Annotated in this window: 18 protein-coding genes; 9 read left to right on the top strand and 9 right to left on the bottom strand. The window is 46.9% G+C overall.

Annotated elements, in window-relative coordinates; translation table 11 throughout:
• Window positions 1-237: 237 nt before the first annotated feature.
• Window positions 238-783, top strand: a complete 546-nt coding sequence (locus AB4274_RS12020) for a gamma carbonic anhydrase family protein (RefSeq protein WP_017081755.1) — start codon at window positions 238-240, stop codon at window positions 781-783.
• Here AB4274_RS12020 and AB4274_RS12015 read toward each other — a convergent pair.
• The 4 genes from AB4274_RS12015 to AB4274_RS12000 form a co-directional block, all read right to left on the bottom strand.
• Complete coding sequence (locus AB4274_RS12015) at window positions 780-1,049, bottom strand: DUF1488 domain-containing protein (RefSeq protein ID WP_017058764.1); 270 nt, start codon at window positions 1,047-1,049, stop codon at window positions 780-782. The genes AB4274_RS12020 and AB4274_RS12015 overlap by 4 nt on opposite strands.
• Before the next feature lie 17 nt (window positions 1,050-1,066).
• Window positions 1,067-1,897, bottom strand: a complete 831-nt coding sequence (gene aroE / locus AB4274_RS12010; protein WP_017067739.1) for a shikimate dehydrogenase — start codon at window positions 1,895-1,897, stop codon at window positions 1,067-1,069.
• Between the two features lie 77 nt (window positions 1,898-1,974).
• Window positions 1,975-2,892, bottom strand: a complete 918-nt coding sequence (gene hemF / locus AB4274_RS12005; protein WP_372112126.1) for an oxygen-dependent coproporphyrinogen oxidase — start codon at window positions 2,890-2,892, stop codon at window positions 1,975-1,977.
• A gap of 19 nt (window positions 2,893-2,911) precedes the next feature.
• On the bottom strand, window positions 2,912-3,469 hold the full coding sequence (locus AB4274_RS12000; protein WP_371725277.1) for an L-threonylcarbamoyladenylate synthase: 558 nt from the start codon (window positions 3,467-3,469) through the stop codon (window positions 2,912-2,914).
• Window positions 3,470-3,664: 195 nt separating this feature from the next.
• On the opposite strand from AB4274_RS12000, the gene purE reads away from it, so the two are divergent.
• Window positions 3,665-4,150: a 5-(carboxyamino)imidazole ribonucleotide mutase gene (purE, locus tag AB4274_RS11995; RefSeq protein WP_004735777.1), complete on the top strand. Its 486-nt coding sequence runs from the start codon at window positions 3,665-3,667 to the stop codon at window positions 4,148-4,150.
• Window positions 4,151-4,155: 5 nt separating this feature from the next.
• Entirely contained in the window at window positions 4,156-5,286 is a 1,131-nt protein-coding gene (locus AB4274_RS11990; RefSeq protein WP_372112124.1) for a 5-(carboxyamino)imidazole ribonucleotide synthase, read from the top strand.
• An 88-nt stretch (window positions 5,287-5,374) separates the two neighbouring features.
• Here AB4274_RS11990 and AB4274_RS11985 read toward each other — a convergent pair whose 3' ends face one another.
• From AB4274_RS11985 to AB4274_RS11970, 4 genes are read right to left on the bottom strand one after another with little or no spacing between them, the layout of a single operon-like run.
• Complete coding sequence (locus AB4274_RS11985) at window positions 5,375-5,944, bottom strand: type I DNA topoisomerase (RefSeq protein WP_017063003.1); 570 nt, start codon at window positions 5,942-5,944, stop codon at window positions 5,375-5,377.
• Between the two features lie 12 nt (window positions 5,945-5,956).
• The gene (locus tag AB4274_RS11980; RefSeq protein ID WP_029235095.1) at window positions 5,957-6,433 is read right to left on the bottom strand and encodes a DUF494 family protein; all 477 of its coding nucleotides are present in this window, start codon (window positions 6,431-6,433) and stop codon (window positions 5,957-5,959) included.
• Between the two features lie 3 nt (window positions 6,434-6,436).
• Window positions 6,437-7,549, bottom strand: a complete 1,113-nt coding sequence (dprA, locus tag AB4274_RS11975; protein ID WP_017071760.1) for a DNA-processing protein DprA — start codon at window positions 7,547-7,549, stop codon at window positions 6,437-6,439.
• Window positions 7,546-8,637 carry a LysM peptidoglycan-binding domain-containing protein gene (locus AB4274_RS11970; protein ID WP_102321075.1) on the bottom strand — a complete coding sequence of 364 codons (1,092 nt, stop codon included), beginning with the start codon at window positions 8,635-8,637 and terminating at the stop codon, window positions 7,546-7,548. The genes dprA and AB4274_RS11970 overlap by 4 nt, the downstream gene beginning before the upstream one ends.
• Window positions 8,638-8,777: 140 nt before the next feature.
• On the opposite strand from AB4274_RS11970, the gene def reads away from it, so the two are divergent.
• The 6 genes from def (at window position 8,778) to AB4274_RS11940 (ending at window position 15,292) form a co-directional block, all read left to right on the top strand.
• Window positions 8,778-9,290 (top strand): peptide deformylase, encoded by a 513-nt coding sequence (gene def, locus AB4274_RS11965; protein WP_017058772.1) that lies wholly within the window; start codon window positions 8,778-8,780, stop codon window positions 9,288-9,290.
• Between the two features lie 37 nt (window positions 9,291-9,327).
• Window positions 9,328-10,275 carry a methionyl-tRNA formyltransferase gene (gene fmt, locus AB4274_RS11960; protein ID WP_017058773.1) on the top strand — a complete coding sequence of 316 codons (948 nt, stop codon included), beginning with the start codon at window positions 9,328-9,330 and terminating at the stop codon, window positions 10,273-10,275.
• Between the two features lie 92 nt (window positions 10,276-10,367).
• Window positions 10,368-11,648: a 16S rRNA (cytosine(967)-C(5))-methyltransferase RsmB gene (rsmB, locus tag AB4274_RS11955; protein WP_017058774.1), complete on the top strand. Its 1,281-nt coding sequence runs from the start codon at window positions 10,368-10,370 to the stop codon at window positions 11,646-11,648.
• 109 nt (window positions 11,649-11,757) lie between these two features.
• Complete coding sequence (gene trkA / locus AB4274_RS11950) at window positions 11,758-13,134, top strand: Trk system potassium transporter TrkA (RefSeq protein WP_004735766.1); 1,377 nt, start codon at window positions 11,758-11,760, stop codon at window positions 13,132-13,134.
• A gap of 110 nt (window positions 13,135-13,244) precedes the next feature.
• Window positions 13,245-14,690: a TrkH family potassium uptake protein gene (locus AB4274_RS11945; RefSeq protein ID WP_372112122.1), complete on the top strand. Its 1,446-nt coding sequence runs from the start codon at window positions 13,245-13,247 to the stop codon at window positions 14,688-14,690.
• Between the two features lie 26 nt (window positions 14,691-14,716).
• A complete protein-coding gene (locus AB4274_RS11940) occupies window positions 14,717-15,292 on the top strand; it encodes a DUF3157 family protein (RefSeq protein ID WP_017065828.1) in 576 nt (191 codons plus the stop codon).
• Here the strand turns inward: AB4274_RS11940 and AB4274_RS11935 are convergent.
• A complete protein-coding gene (locus AB4274_RS11935; protein WP_017063010.1) occupies window positions 15,289-15,942 on the bottom strand; it encodes a hemolysin III family protein in 654 nt (217 codons plus the stop codon). The genes AB4274_RS11940 and AB4274_RS11935 overlap by 4 nt on opposite strands.
• Window positions 15,943-15,965: the final 23 nt, after the last annotated feature.

Genomic DNA, 15,965 nt, shown 5'->3' with positions numbered 1-15,965 from the left:
AAAACTTTTTTCAAGCGCTTAGCTTGGCTAATTTGACCTGCTGATTCGTTTTGGTTTCTTACGAAGCCTTCCCGTTTCAACGAGGTCGCATTATAGAGATTTCGATCACACTGGCAAGCCCTTTTTGAAGTTTTTCTTACTTTTTTGATTGTTCGAGCGTTTTTTGTTCAAAGCACCCCATTTTCACTAGTATTCCTCTTAATTAAGGGCTTAAGGTGCCTATATAAAGGAGGATTTATGAGTTCAATGCGCAGTTATAAAGGAATATCCCCTCAGATTGGACAAGGTGTCTATATAGATACAAGTTCGGTACTGGTTGGGGATATCAAAATCGGTGACGACTCTAGCGTGTGGCCTTTGGTTGCAGCTCGAGGAGATGTGAACCACATTCATATTGGAGATAGAACGAATATCCAAGACGGCAGCGTTTTGCACGTCACCCATAAGAATGCAGAAAACCCTGAGGGTTACCCGCTATTAATAGGTAATGATGTCACTATCGGCCATAAAGTAATGCTGCATGGCTGCACGATTGAAGATCGTGTACTTGTTGGTATGGGAGCTATCGTGTTGGATGGCGTGGTTATTAAAGAAGATGTGATGATTGGTGCTGGTAGCTTAGTGCCACCGAACAAGGTACTTGAGAGCGGTTATCTATATGTAGGAAGCCCGGTAAAACAAGCACGCCCATTAAATGATAAGGAGCGTGCCTTTTTACAGAAGTCAGCTGACAACTATGTTCAGAATAAAAACGACTATCTAGACTCTGTGCTTCCAGTTTAAAGCGCTTTGATCTGAATCCGATTAGAGGAGTCATACTCCTCTTCTTCTATTAACTCTTCCGCTAGCTCTTCAATATCGAAACGTAACTCTGAAAAGATAACTAAAGCTTGATCGCCTTCTTCTATATCTTTACCTGCCAATCTTGATAATTCCTCAATAGACATGACACATTCAATCAATGCGCCCGACTGTTGTGCTGGGAACGTGATTGTTCGGCTCTCTTCATCCCAATCTTGGATATCAGGAAATAGAATTGATTGATTCATTTTTTATAAACACCCCATTACATCTCTAGATTTTTACGTAATTCTCTTAAAATCTGTTTTGTTCCCGGACGAAGACCACGCCAAAGCATAAAGCTTTCTGCTGCCTGCCCCACTAGCATACCCAAACCATCATAAGCAGCATGAACACCATTATCTAATGCCCATTGATTGAATACCGTCGTTCCAGATCCATAAACCATGTCATAAACGGCGCTAGTAGAATTGAAAATCACCTCAGACACTTCAGGAAGCTGCCCGCTTAGACCAGATGAGGTAGAGTTAATAATGACATCAAAGCCTTCATTAACATCACTTAGCCCCATCCCCTTGATGTTGCCATGCGACGAAAACATCTCAGCCAGAAGTTCAGCCTTGGAGCTGGTTCGATTAGCGACCACCAGCTGTTGTGGCTTTTGGTCGAGAAGAGGTTGAATCACTCCTCTCGCAGCACCACCAGCGCCAAGAAGAAGAACACGTGCTCCTTTTAGCGTGACTTGATGTTGAAGCAGGTCTTGAACTAAGCCCTCACCATCGGTGTTATCACCAATGATCTCTCCATCATCTAACTTCTTAAGGGTATTTACGGCACCAGCTAGTTCAGCTCTCTCAGTTAGGCGATTGGCTAACTGATAGGCATCTTCTTTAAAAGGCGCTGTGACATTGCACCCTCGACCACCTTCGCTGAAAAAGGTTTTGGCAGCAGTGATAAATTGACCGTGCTCTGGCTGTAATGCTGTATAGGTAAGTTGTTGGCTGGTTTGGCGAGCAAATAATGTATGAATGAATGGCGATTTGCTTTGCCCAATAGGATTACCGAAAACGGCATAACGATCTACTTGCTGTGTCATATCCTTACCTAACAGAAATAATAAAAAGGGTCATCTATATAGATGACCCTATCACTATCCCTATAAGGAAGGAAGAACTACCAAACTCGAGGTTTGAGGTAGTCACTATAAAGCAGAGCTTCTGGTGAGCCCGCTTGCGGTTCATAGCGATATTCCCAACGAGCCAACGGCGGCATCGACATCAATATAGACTCTGTGCGTCCACCGCTTTGCAGGCCAAATAAGGTACCACGGTCGTAAACTAGGTTGAATTCAACATAGCGGCCACGACGGTATAGTTGGAAGTCACGCTCACGTTCGCCATAAGGTGTATCTTTGCGACGCTCGACAATAGGTAAGTACGCCGCAGCAAAACCTTCACCGACAGCCTGCATATAAGCAAAGCTCTTATCGAAACCCCACTCATTTAAGTCATCAAAGAACAGACCACCAACACCACGTGTTTCGTCTCGGTGAGGAAGATAGAAGTACTTATCACACCACTCTTTGTGTTCTTGATAAACATCATCACCAAACGGCGCACAAAGATCTTTAGCAGTTTGATGCCAAGATTGGCAATCTTCATCGACAGGATAAAATGGCGTTAAGTCAAAACCACCACCAAACCACCAAATCGGGTCTTCCCCTTCTTTTTCCGCAATGAAGAATCGAACGTTCGCGTGTGAGGTTGGGATATATGGGTTTTTAGGGTGGATAACTAATGAAACCCCCATCGCCTCAAACTTACGTCCGGCTAATTCAGGTCGATGAGCTGTAGCTGAGGCAGGCATAGCCTTACCCGCTACGTGAGAGAAGTTAACCCCACCTTGCTCAAATACCGCACCGTTGGTCATCACACGAGTTCGACCACCGCCACCAAGGCGCTCGCCAGGCTCACGCTCCCATGCATCTTCTTCAAACAGTGCAGTACCATCAGCTTGCTCAAGCTGCTGGCAAATCGAATCTTGTAGACTCAGTAAAAACTGTTTTACTGCTTCTTTATCAATTGCTGACATCTTACTTCCTTTGCAGGGTTTAGCCCTGTCTTAATATTTTCGACGTTTTTGCATCTCTAATTTCGCTTGGCTTCTCACGACCACCCGTTTGACCTTCTAAAATAGCCACCAAATGTTGGCCAAGTTGCTGCTTAACTTCTTCAGTCGTCATACAAGGCGGCTCGCCAGTCAGGTTGGCACTGGTAGAGGTTAACGGCTTGCCGAACTCATTACACATTCTTTGAACCAAAGGGTGATCCGTCACTCGTACCGCGATGGAATCAAACTGGCCGCTGACCCAGTCAGTAACTTTGCTGCTGGTTGGCATAATCCAAGTGACCGGACCTGGCCATGTCGCTTTCACTGTTACCAACTGTTCTTCCGTCAACTGGCTTTCATCAATATAAGGAAGCAGCTGCTCGTAACTTGCAGCAATCAAGATCAAGCCCTTTTCAACTGGACGCTGTTTTAACTCGAGTAATTTCTTGATGGCATGTGGATTATCAGGATCACAACCAACCCCAAAAACGCCTTCGGTCGGGTAAGCAATGACTTCACCTTGTTGTAATGCCTGCAATGTATGTTGAAAGTTATCCACGGGTTGCCTCATTAAGTCAGTTATCGAACTCGCTAAGTGTACAAATTATCATTCACTGTGACTAAAGCTATTTGTTTATAAAATGTATCAATTAACAACTTAGACTGACGCAAACGTTTTCCTTAAGTAATTTTACCCGTATAATGCGCGCAAAATATCTAATCACTAATTAAATCGTACCTGAAGGAGTTTGAGATGACTGTCGGTATTATCATGGGTTCTAAATCTGATTGGCCAACAATGAAGCTAGCTGCAGAAATGTTGGATCAGTTTGGCGTGGCGTACGAAACAAAAGTGGTTTCTGCTCACCGCACACCTCAGTTGCTTGCAGACTACGCAACCAGTGCGAAAGAGCGCGGTATTAAAGTAATTATTGCTGGTGCTGGCGGTGCAGCGCACCTTCCGGGCATGGCTGCTGCTTTCACAAGCGTACCAGTTCTGGGTGTTCCAGTTCAGTCTAAAGCACTGAAAGGCATGGACTCTCTGCTTTCTATCGTGCAGATGCCAAAAGGTATCGCGGTAGGTACTTTGGCTATCGGTGAAGCTGGCGCTGCCAATGCAGGCATCCTAGCGGCTCAAATCATTGGTACACACAATGAAGAAGTAATGGCAAAAGTAGAAGCATTCCGTTCTGAGCAAACAGAAACGGTTTTGGCTAATCCAAACCCTGCAGAGGACTAATTTCCATGCATGTTCTTGTGTTAGGCGCGGGCCAACTTGCTCGCATGATGTCCCTAGCTGGGGCACCGCTGAATATTGAAATTTCTGCTTTTGATGTTGGCAGCAAAAATATTGTTCACCCATTAACGCAAGCGATTCTAGGTAACGGCTTAGAAAATGCGATTGAGCGTGCGGACGTCATTACTGCTGAATTCGAACATATTCCTCACGATGTACTTGAGGTGTGTGAGCGCAGCGGTAAGTTCTTACCGACAACAGAAGCAATCAAAGCTGGCGGTGACCGTCGTCTTGAAAAAGCCCTGTTAGACGAAGCGAACGTGAAGAATGCTAAGTACTACGTGGTTAACTCTCGCGAAGACTTTGACGCTGCAATTGCTCACGTTGGCTTACCAATGGTGTTGAAGAGCACACTTGGCGGCTACGACGGCAAGGGCCAATGGCGCTTAAAGACATTAGACAATGTTGACGCGACTTGGGCAGAAATGGCTGAGTGCATTACCGCGACCGACAACCAAGCGATTGTGGCTGAAGAGTTTGTTCCGTTTGACCGCGAAGTATCACTGGTTGGTGCTCGTGATACCAATGGCGAGGTTCAAGTGTATCCACTGGCTGAGAATGTTCACACCGACGGCGTGTTGAGCTTATCGACAGCGATTGATGACATTGAACTGCAAGAGCAAGCTAAAGCCATGTTCACTGCCATTGCTGAGCGTTTAGATTACGTTGGCGTGCTAGCACTTGAGTTCTTTGATGTTCAAGGTTCACTGCTTGTTAATGAGATTGCACCACGTGTTCATAACTCGGGCCACTGGACGCAACAAGGCGCAGAGACTTGTCAGTTTGAAAACCACCTACGTGCAGTGTGTGGCATGCCACTAGGTAGCACTAAACTGATTCGTCCAACCACAATGATCAACATTCTTGGCGAAGATACTCTTCCTGAGGCTATTCTTGCTCAAGGTGGTTGTCATGTTCATTGGTATGGCAAAGAAAAGCGTGCAGGTCGCAAGATGGGTCACATTAACGTGAGCGCTGACTACAACGCAGAATTACAAAGAGCTTTGTGCTCATTGGCTGAGATTCTTGATAAGCAAGCCTACCCTGCTGTGCATGAGTTTGCTGAGCAGATGAAGTAAGCCTACATTGGCTTATTGATATAAAAAGTTTATTGGATACAAAAACGGCGCTCAGTGAGCGCCGTTTTTTTGTGTCTATAATATCGAGTTATTGAGATTGAATGTGGTGACACTTGCGATCAGCGCATTGCTTCTTGGTACCACTGGCTGTTTTCTTCTCAAGTAACAACGGGAACTGGCACTGTTCACAACGACCTATAACAGGTGGCTGATTAACGGCGAACTTACACTTAGGGTAGTTATCACACGCATAGAAGGTTTTGCCATAGCGAGATTTACGCTCAACCAAGTGGCCTCGACCACACTCAGGGCAGGCAACAAGTGGCTGCTCTTCAGGTTGTTCTTTCGGTTGGTCCAAAGATTCGATGTGATTACACTCTGGATAACTGCTACAGCCAATGAACATCCCAAAGCGACCTTGCCTTAATACCAATTCGTTTTGGCATTTAGGACACGGAACGCCCAGCTCTTTCACCACATGACCATCATTTTGATGAAGAGGCTTGATGTAATCACAGCTCGGATACTGCTTACAGCCTAAAAATGGGCCGTGCTTACCATGGCGAAGCTGAAGCTCCCCACCACACTGTGGACATGGTTCATGCTCTAACGCATGTTCATGTGCTGAAAAAAGCTGATTATCAATCTTACTACTCATGATAAGCCTGTATTAATGCAAGATACCTTGCTCTTTGGTGTACAACAGCTCTTCCATTTGCGTGTAAGCACTTTCATTACCCGGTACATTGAACAGTACCATTAAGATAATCCACTTCAGATCATCCAACTCAAATTCATTGGTCTCTAACCCCATGACACGATCAATCACCATTTCACGAATCTCTGTCGTGAGGACGTTGATCTGCTCAAGGAACAACAAGAAACCACGACACTCCATATTAATACGTGATATCTCTTTACTTGTGTAAACACGCATCGAGGTATTAGAGCACATAGTAATCGCCGCTTGGTTATCGGTATCTTGCAGTGCAGCAAGGTCTTCCAACCAATGGAGAGCCTTATAAATATCATCTTGGTGAAACCCCGCTCGAAGAAGTTCATCTTCAAGTTCGTCTTGATCCACCTGCAATTCAGAATCGCTATGGATGTAGGTTTCAAACAAGTACATCAGTATGTCCATCATCATAGCTTAGCCTCTCCCCTTTCGAATATAGCCACCGGAAACTGCAACAACATGCCCTGAGAGCTCAAGCTCTAAAAGCTGCATCATGACTTCATGCACAGGTATATGGGTTCTCTGTGCCAAAATATCAACGGGTGTCGCCTCTAATCCTACGTTAGCTAACAGCTGTGGAAATGGCAATTGTTCATTTTCACCCTCATTCGGCGTAGGTTCGAATAAGCTCGGCTGCTGATCGATAGACCAGTTTAACAGACTCTTTATTTCAATCAGAACATCTTGAGCATTTTGCACTAAACATGCTCCAGCTTTGATGAGACTGTTACCTCCGCGACTGGTTGGGCTATGAATAGAACCGGGCAGCGCAAACACTTCTCGACCTTGCTCCATGGCATAGCGAGCGGTAATTAAAGAGCCACTCTTCTCAGCCGCTTCCACCACCAAGGTTCCTAACGACAAGCCACTTATAATACGGTTACGACGGGGGAAATGTTCAGGTCTTGGTTTAGCACTCGGTCGAAACTCTGAAATCAGCGCTCCGTTCTCACAGATCCTCTCAGCTAGATTTCGGTGGCGGGCAGGATAAATGGAGTCCAAGCCAGACCCCAACACTGCAAAAGTTTCCCCTCTTTTATCTAGAGCACCATCATGAGCATAGCCATCGATACCTAAAGCTAAGCCACTGGTGACAATTAAACCGTTTTGGACAAACTCTTTGGCGAAGGACTTGGCGGTCTGCAGTCCTTCAATACTGGCATTGCGGCTGCCGACCATCGCGATTTGAGGCTCGATCAGTTTTTCAACGTGACCTTTAACGAAAAGAACACTGGGCGCAGAGGCAATCTCATTAAGCAGTTTGGGATAATGTGGGCAATTAGGGGTAATGATGTGATGGTTAGGCTGTTTTGCTTGCCATGATAAGCAAGCCTCCACTTCTCTTGGGGCTTGCTCTCTTAGATAAGAAATTTGTTTGCCTGATAAACCCATCACTTGCAGCTGCTGGCTTGAGTAGCCAACAATGTTCGAAGGGGAATCGATACTCAGCAGGCGAGAAAGGCGTTTGCCACCCAATTGAGGAACAAAACTTAGAGTTAGCCAAGCACTCAGTTGTTGCTCATTCACTCGGTGCCCTTAACCTCTTCTGTCAAAGCAAGATCCAAAGGCGATACTGCCAGAATGCCCTTGCTAACAGGCTTAGAGCTCTGAGTGATCAACGCGAGGCTAAAATACTCATAAGGACGAATGACCATCAAGCTACCCAGCGAGGTACTTGGCAATTGCACCTTATCGCTCGCCGCAGACTCTTTGTAGCTGTATTCGCCTTGCTTACCAAACACCACCGCGCCGCTTTCGCTGAGGGTAAACATAGAGCCTTGGCGAAGATTGTCTTGCGAGCCTTTGTTAATAACCACAACCTGATTCTTTGCGCTGTATTGGCTGCCATCTAACGAACCCAAAATATTAGCAAACTGACCCGCAGCACTAGGCGCAGGATAAAACGTGGTTGAGAGCTTCACCTGATCAACGCCAAGTTCCGGTAACACGAGGTCGTTGAGCAGTACTTCTTGTAATTGAGTCTCTATCTGTAAACTACTGAACTCAGCATCCACCTCTCTCAAGCGCGCCGTGGCGACCAGTCGCAAAGAGGTAATACTCGCTTGGGGTTGCTGCCGTTGGTAGGTTTCAACTGCGCGGTAGATACCCCACTTTTGATGTTGTTGGTTACCTGAGATAAACAACCGGTCTGCACCCGATAAGAAACGTTTACCATCACTGGTTCCTAATACTCGTTGTGCCGATTCGATATCTTGCTGCTCTACCAAGCGATCAGACTGTAAATAAGGTAGAACCAGTCCCTCGTTGACGGTAGGTACTGCTTTCTTCTCAGAAACACGAATCTTGGGGCTAAGTTTGATAACAGGCTTGAGGCTCAATACAGGCTCGCCATTAATCCAAACCAAAGACAGTTTATCTCCGGGATAAATGAGATGAGGGTTTTCTATCTCTGGATTGACCTGCCATAACCTTGGCCACAACCATGGACTATCGAGATACATCGCAGAGATATCCCACAAAGTATCGCCCTTAACCACCACATACGCCTCAGGTGCGCCCTGTTTAATGGTTAAAGGTTGCTCACTATTTTCAGCCGTAGCGGCGAACGAAATCGAGGCACAAATAAGAGATAAAGCAGGCAATAAATGACGCATGACCTAGGTTCCTTGGTCTGAATATATGACATCTGATTGGAGAATTACCTTCAGGATGCTGTCATTTGACCTCTAAAATGTCTAGAATTGAGCCAACAAGGTTTAAGCTGTTTCGGCACAGTTCAATATTTCGAGTGTATATGTCTGTATTACAAGTATTAACATTACCAGATGATCGTCTACGTACCGTGGCGAAACCGGTAAAAGAAGTTACCCCAGAGATTCAAAAGTTCGTTGATGACATGATTGAAACCATGTACGACGAAGAAGGTATCGGCCTTGCGGCAACGCAAGTAGATTTCCACCAACGCATCGTTGTTATCGATATTTCAGAAACACGTGATGAGCCAATGGTGCTTATCAACCCTGAAATTACTGAGAAGCGCGGCGAAGATGGAATCGAAGAAGGCTGCCTATCTGTACCAGGCGCTCGAGCTCTAGTACCTCGCGCTGCAGAAGTAACGGTTAAAGCACTAGACCGTGACGGCAACGAATTCACATTCGACGCTGACGACCTTCTGGCTATCTGTGTTCAGCACGAACTTGACCACCTAGAAGGCAAGTTGTTTGTTGATTACCTATCGCCACTAAAGCGTAAACGTATCCAAGATAAGCTAGCGAAGATTAAACGTTTCAACGAGAAACAAGGTTAATAACCGCTGCTATTACTAAATTAGAAGGAAGCCTACCTTGAGTCAGTCTTTAAGAATTGTCTTTGCAGGTACTCCGGATTTCGCCGCCCGTCACTTGGCGGCGTTGTTGTCTTCGGAGCATGAAGTTGTTGCTGTTTACACACAGCCAGATCGCCCAGCAGGCCGCGGTAAAAAACTCACTGCGAGCCCAGTAAAAAACATCGCACTTGAAAACAATATTCCGGTTTACCAACCAGAAAACTTCAAGTCAGATGAGGCTAAGCAAGAGCTAGCTGAATTGAACGCTGACATCATGGTTGTTGTCGCTTACGGCTTATTGCTTCCGCAGGTTGTATTAGATACGCCTCGCTTAGGTTGTATCAACGTACATGGCTCTATCCTACCGCGCTGGCGTGGTGCTGCTCCGATTCAACGCTCTATTTGGGCGGGTGATAAAGAGACAGGCGTGACGATCATGCAGATGGATATCGGCCTAGATACTGGCGACATGCTAAGTATCGCGACGCTGCCTATCGAAGCGACAGATACTAGCGCATCTATGTACGAGAAATTAGCGGGCCTTGGCCCTGATGCGCTTGTTGAATGTCTAGCGGACATCGCTTCTGGCAAAGCAGTTGCAGAAAAGCAAGACGATGAGCTTGCGAACTACGCGAAGAAGCTAAGCAAAGAAGAAGCGCGTATCAACTGGAGTGATGAAGCTGCGCATATTGAGCGCTGCGTTCGTGCCTTCAACCCATGGCCAATGAGTCACTTTGAAGCTGCTGAGAACAGCATTAAAGTATGGCAAAGCCGTGTGGCAGAGCAAACTTCTGATAAGCCTGCAGGTACCATTCTGCAAGCGGATAAAACTGGTATCTATGTTGCGACAGGGCAAGGCGTACTTGTTCTTGAACAACTGCAAGTTCCAGGTAAAAAAGCCATGTCAGTTCAGGATATCTTGAACTCACGTGCAAGCTGGTTTGAAGTTGGTACACAACTTTCTTAATCCGCTTTTAAAGCTGCTAATTACGCAGCTTAGAAAACCTTTACGAGGGCAGAGATGCCCTCATGTATTCAAATAAATATTCGGTACCCCTCATGAATGTTCGCGCTGCTGCTGCAAATGTCCTATTCCAAGTTGTCGATAAAGGCCACTCTCTGTCACACGCTCTCCCTGCGGCTCAAAAAACGATCCGTCCACGAGACCATGCTCTACTGCAAGAGATTTGCTACGGCGCACTTCGTTACCTGCCTCGTTTAGAGTCAATCGCTAACGAACTGATGGAAAACCCGCTTAAAGGTAAAAAGCGTGTATTCCACCACCTAATCTTGGTGGGCATTTACCAACTAAGCTTCATGCGTATCCCTTCACATGCCGCGGTTGCTGAAACGGTTGAGGGCACTAAAACACTGCGTGGTCCAAGCCTGAGTGGTTTGATCAACGCTGTGCTACGTAGCTACCTACGTGACCAAGAAGAACTGGACGAGAAAGCCGTTAGTCACAATGCAGGCAAATACGGCCACCCAAGCTGGATTCTAAAAATGCTTCAAGAGAGCTACCCAGATCAATGGGAGCAACTGGTTGAAGCAAACAACAGTAAGGCACCAATGTGGCTGCGCGTTAACCGCCAACACCACACTCGTGACGAGTATGTTGAACTACTTAAAAACGAAAACATTGAATACACATTGCACCCAGAAGCAGCCGATGCCATAAAATTAGCTGCACCTTGTGATGTTACTTTGCTTCCTGGCTTCGACAGAGGTTGGGTATCAGTGCAAGACGCTGCCGCTCAGCTTTCGGTTGACTACCTAACACCAAAAGATGGTGAGCTGATCTTAGATTGTTGTGCTGCGCCAGGTGGTAAAACGGCACACATTCTTGAGCACACTCAAGACACTGAAGTGGTTGCGATTGACTGCGACATTAAACGTCTAGACCGCGTCTACGATAACCTTGAGCGTCTACAACTGCGTGCCGACGTAATTTGTGGTGATGCTCGCTACCCAGAAGAGTGGTGGATGGGTGATAAGTTCGACCGTATCCTACTTGATGCACCTTGTTCAGCGACTGGCGTCATTCGCCGTCACCCTGACATCAAGTGGCTACGTCGTGCGTCTGACATTGATGCGCTGGCTGAACTGCAAAGCGAGATTATGGATGCAATGTGGCGTCAGCTGAAAGAAGGCGGCACCATGGTTTATGCGACTTGTTCTATCACGCCGCAAGAAAACGTGCTGCAAGTGAAAGCATTCCTAGCACGCACTGAGAACGCTACGTTGGTTGGGTCTGATATCGAAAATCCGGGTCGTCAAATACTACCTGGAGAAGAAGATATGGATGGCTTCTACTACGCAGTTCTAGTAAAACAGGCATAACAACTAACAGCGGCTAAGAATTTATTTCTTAGCCGCTGTTTCTTTCTAGTGCATTATCAAAATAAAGTTAGATAACTAGAATTACCACGGTAAAGAAAAGAGAAAGGCTATGAAGATCATTATCCTAGGTGCTGGACAAGTTGGCGGTACCCTTGCTGAAAACCTGGTTGGTGAAAACAACGACATCACCATTGTCGACCGTAATGCTGACCGACTTCGTGAACTTCAGGATAAGTACGACCTTAGGGTTGTAAACGGTTATGCCAGCCACCCAAACACACTACGTGAAGCGGGTGCGCAAGATGCCGACATGTTGGTTGCCGTAACCAACATGGATGAAACCAACATGGCTGCGTGTCAGGTTGCTTTCTCTCTTTTCAATACGCCGAACCGAATTGCTCGTATTCGCTCTCCTCAATACCTAGAAGAGAAAGAAGCGTTATTCAAATCAGGTGCCATCCCAGTCGATCACCTGATCGCACCCGAAGAGCTAGTGACCAGCTACATCGAGCGCCTGATTCAATACCCAGGCGCACTGCAGGTTGTGAGCTTTGCTGAACAGAAGGTTAGCCTAGTAGCAGTAAAAGCCTACTACGGTGGTCCACTGGTTGGTAACGCATTGTCTGCTTTGCGTGAGCACATGCCGCACATTGATACCCGTGTTGCCGCTATTTTCCGTCAAGGTCGCCCTATTCGTCCACAAGGCACCACCATCATTGAAGCCGATGATGAAGTGTTCTTCGTCGCAGCGAGTAACCACATCCGCTCAGTAATGAGTGAGCTACAGCGCCTAGAGAAACCGTACCGCCGCATCATGATTGTCGGTGGTGGTAACATTGGTGCAAGCTTGGCAAAACGCCTTGAGCAGAGCTACAGTATCAAGCTTATCGAGCGCAGCTACACTCGCGCCGAGAAGCTGTCTGAAGAATTAGAAAACACCATCGTATTCTGTGGTGATGCCGCCGATCAAGAGCTGCTGACCGAGGAGAACATCGATCAAGTGGACGTGTTCATCGCCCTAACCAATGAAGATGAAACCAACATCATGTCAGCCATGCTGGCGAAGCGAATGGGTGCCAAGAAGGTAATGGTACTGATTCAGCGTGGTGCTTACGTAGACCTTGTTCAGGGTGGTGTGATTGATATTGCTATCTCGCCACAGCAAGCGACCATTTCTGCGCTGCTTACTCACGTTCGTCGTGCTGATATCGTAAACGTATCCTCTCTACGTCGCGGCGCTGCAGAGGCGATCGAAGCGATTGCTCACGGTGACGAAACCACCTCTAAAGTGGTTGGCCGAGCGATTGGCGACATCAAGTTACCACCGGGCACCACTATTGGTGCGATTGTTCGCGGAGAAGAAGTACTTATCGCGCACGATAGAACCGTAATCGAACAGGATGACCACGTAGTGATGTTCCTAGTGGACAAGAAATACGTACCGGATGTTGAGTCTCTATTCCAACCGAGCCCGTTCTTCTTATAGCCTTGTTCTCGTGAGCTTCTTCTCGCAACTTTCTTTTGTGAGAACGGCGCTCCGGCACAAAGCTGTAATCAATTAAAGCTATGGTCTATTAAGCTATGGTCTATTAAGCTATGGTCAACTTTCGTCCGATATTATTAGTGATAGGGTTAGTGTTATCAAAACTCGCCCTTTTCATGTACATCCCCACATTGGTTGCCTTTTTTACTGGCACCGGTGGCTTCCTCGAGTTTGGTCAATCGGTAGTGATCACGCACATTGTGGCGTTCATCTGCTTGAGCTTGGGCCGCTCCGCTAAGTTCCGACTTGGGGTGCGGGACATGTTCCTTATCACCTCTTTGGTTTGGACAATTGCCAGCGCCTTTGCCGCCCTGCCCTTTGTATTCATTAACCACATCAGCTTTACGGACGCCTACTTCGAAACCATGTCAGGTATCACCACGACAGGCTCAACCGTATTAAGCGGCTTAGACAGCATGGCACCAAGCATTCTGTTGTGGCGTTCTATACTGCAATGGTTAGGTGGCATCGGCTTTATCGTTATGGCGGTAGCGGTTCTACCAATGCTCAACGTTGGTGGTATGCGCCTGTTCCAAACAGAATCATCCGACTGGTCAGATAAAAGCAGCCCACGAGCAAAAACCGTCGCGAAGAACATCGTGGCGGTTTATCTGGTTCTGACTGGTTTATGCATCATTAGCTATTTGTTTGCAGGCATGGGCATCTTTGACGCGATCAATCACGCGTTCACAACACTGTCGACGGGGGGTTACTCAACCTCAGATGGATCGATGAACCACTTCTCCAACAGTGCTCACTGGGTGGGAACACTGTTCATGTTCCTTGGCGGCCTGCCGTTCTTACTGTTTGTTAGCGCACTGCGAGGCCGAAAACTCTCAATCCTCTACAAAGACGCGCAAGTGAGAGGTTTCACGTACCTGTTCTTGGTCACCAGTGCCGTGATATCGACATGGTTGGTGGTTAGAGATGGCTACACAGTCATGGATGCGATGCGTGTTTCGATGTTCAACATTGTGTCAGTCGTAACCACAACCGGTTTTGGCTTAGAAGATTTCACCGCGTGGGGCGCTTTGCCTACCACGCTGTTTGCCTTTTTAATGATGGCGGGCGCGTGCTCAGGTTCAACCTCTGGTGGTATCAAGATCTTCCGCTTCCAGATCGCGATGACCATGCTTAATAAGCAGATGATGAAACTGATTCACCCGTCGGGCGTGTTTGTTCAACGCTACAATCAGCGACCGGTGAATGACGATATTGTGCGTTCACTAGTCGCATTTGGTTTGATGTTCTTTATTACGATTATCTTAATTGCAGGTGGCTTGAGCGCGATGGGGCTTGATCCCGTGACCAGTATATCTGGCGCTATCACAGCCGTTGCCAACGTTGGTCCTGGTATGGGCAGCGTTATCGGTCCAACCGGGAACTTTGCTCCACTGCCAGACGCCGCTAAATGGTTGCTAAGTTTAGGAATGCTAATGGGGCGACTCGAGATATTGACGCTCATTGTTCTATTTTTCCCAGCCTTTTGGCGACGTTAACCAAGCAAAAAATCAAGGAAACACAGATGAAATCATACGTACTTCTCGCTAGCGCATTGCTCGCAAACTCAGTATTCGTAAGTTCTGCCTTTGCTGATCAAATGGTCACCTTGCCTGATGGCAAGCAAGTGTTACTCAAAGATGATTTTACTTGGCAATACGTGGCACCAAAGCAAACGGAAGCAGCAACGACAACATCAGAGACTGCAGTGCCTGTCGTAGCCGTACCTGTCGCAACGAACACGCGTGGCACTACGATTGTGGTTAATAGTAAAAAGCCAAGCTTACAGCTGTCTCAGTCAGGAGTGGATGTTGTACTGGGTGCAAGTCGCTATGAAGATGGTGAGCTTATCATTCCGACAGCCATCACTAACCAAGGCACTCAAGCGGTCATTTTGGTATCACTTAACATCAGCGTATTTACTGCAGAAGGTGAGTTGTTGGCAGAAGAAGAAGTTGCTGTGTGGAAATCAATCAAACGAATGGCCGACACATACCTACGACCAAAGACGGGTGAAGAAGGCAAGCTCATCAAGCTCGACCTAGAACAACACCCTGAATATCAGATTAAAGCTGAGATTACTGAGGTACTGGCTCGCTAAACCGGAGTCACGTACAAATAAATAGCGAAGAAATGGCAAGCGCAGCCCGCCAACACAAACAAATGCCAGATGGCATGATTGTAAGGGATGCGTTTTGCCACATAGAAAATCACACCCAACGAGTAAATCACGCCACCGAGTGCTAGTAGCACCAAACCACCCATCTCGATATTCATCGCCAGTTGATAAACCACAATCAGCGATAACCAACCCATCGCCAAGTAAGTCACCAATGACAAACGCTTAAATCGGTAGACGAAGGCAATCTTCATAATGATTCCGACTAGCGCGATACCCCAAATCACTGCCATCAAACCCATCGCCAATGGTGTTCTTAAACTCACCAATAAAAATGGCGTGTAACTGCCCGCGATCAATAAGTAGATCGCACAGTGATCGAGAGTTTTCAGTAATCGCTTGGTCTTTTCTGTGGTGATCGAGTGATAAAGCGTGGAAGCGAGAAAGAGTAGGATAATACTGCTGCCATATACCGCCATACTCGCAATAGTCAGTATGTCGGCTTGATGGTCAAACGCACGAATCAGCAGCAGGATTAAACCAACCACGCCAAGCACAACACCCAAGCCATGGGTTATCGCATTGGCGCGTTCTTCGATGTCACTGTATTCGCTCGCCGATGATGCAGACATGATTATCCTACTAGAGTAAATGT

The organism is Vibrio sp. 10N.261.55.A10 (assembly GCF_041470825.1).
Classification (GTDB): Bacteria; Pseudomonadota; Gammaproteobacteria; order Enterobacterales; family Vibrionaceae; genus Vibrio; species Vibrio crassostreae_C.
Note: the sequence above shows the minus strand (reverse complement) of the source record. Positions and strands in the feature narration are given on the sequence as shown.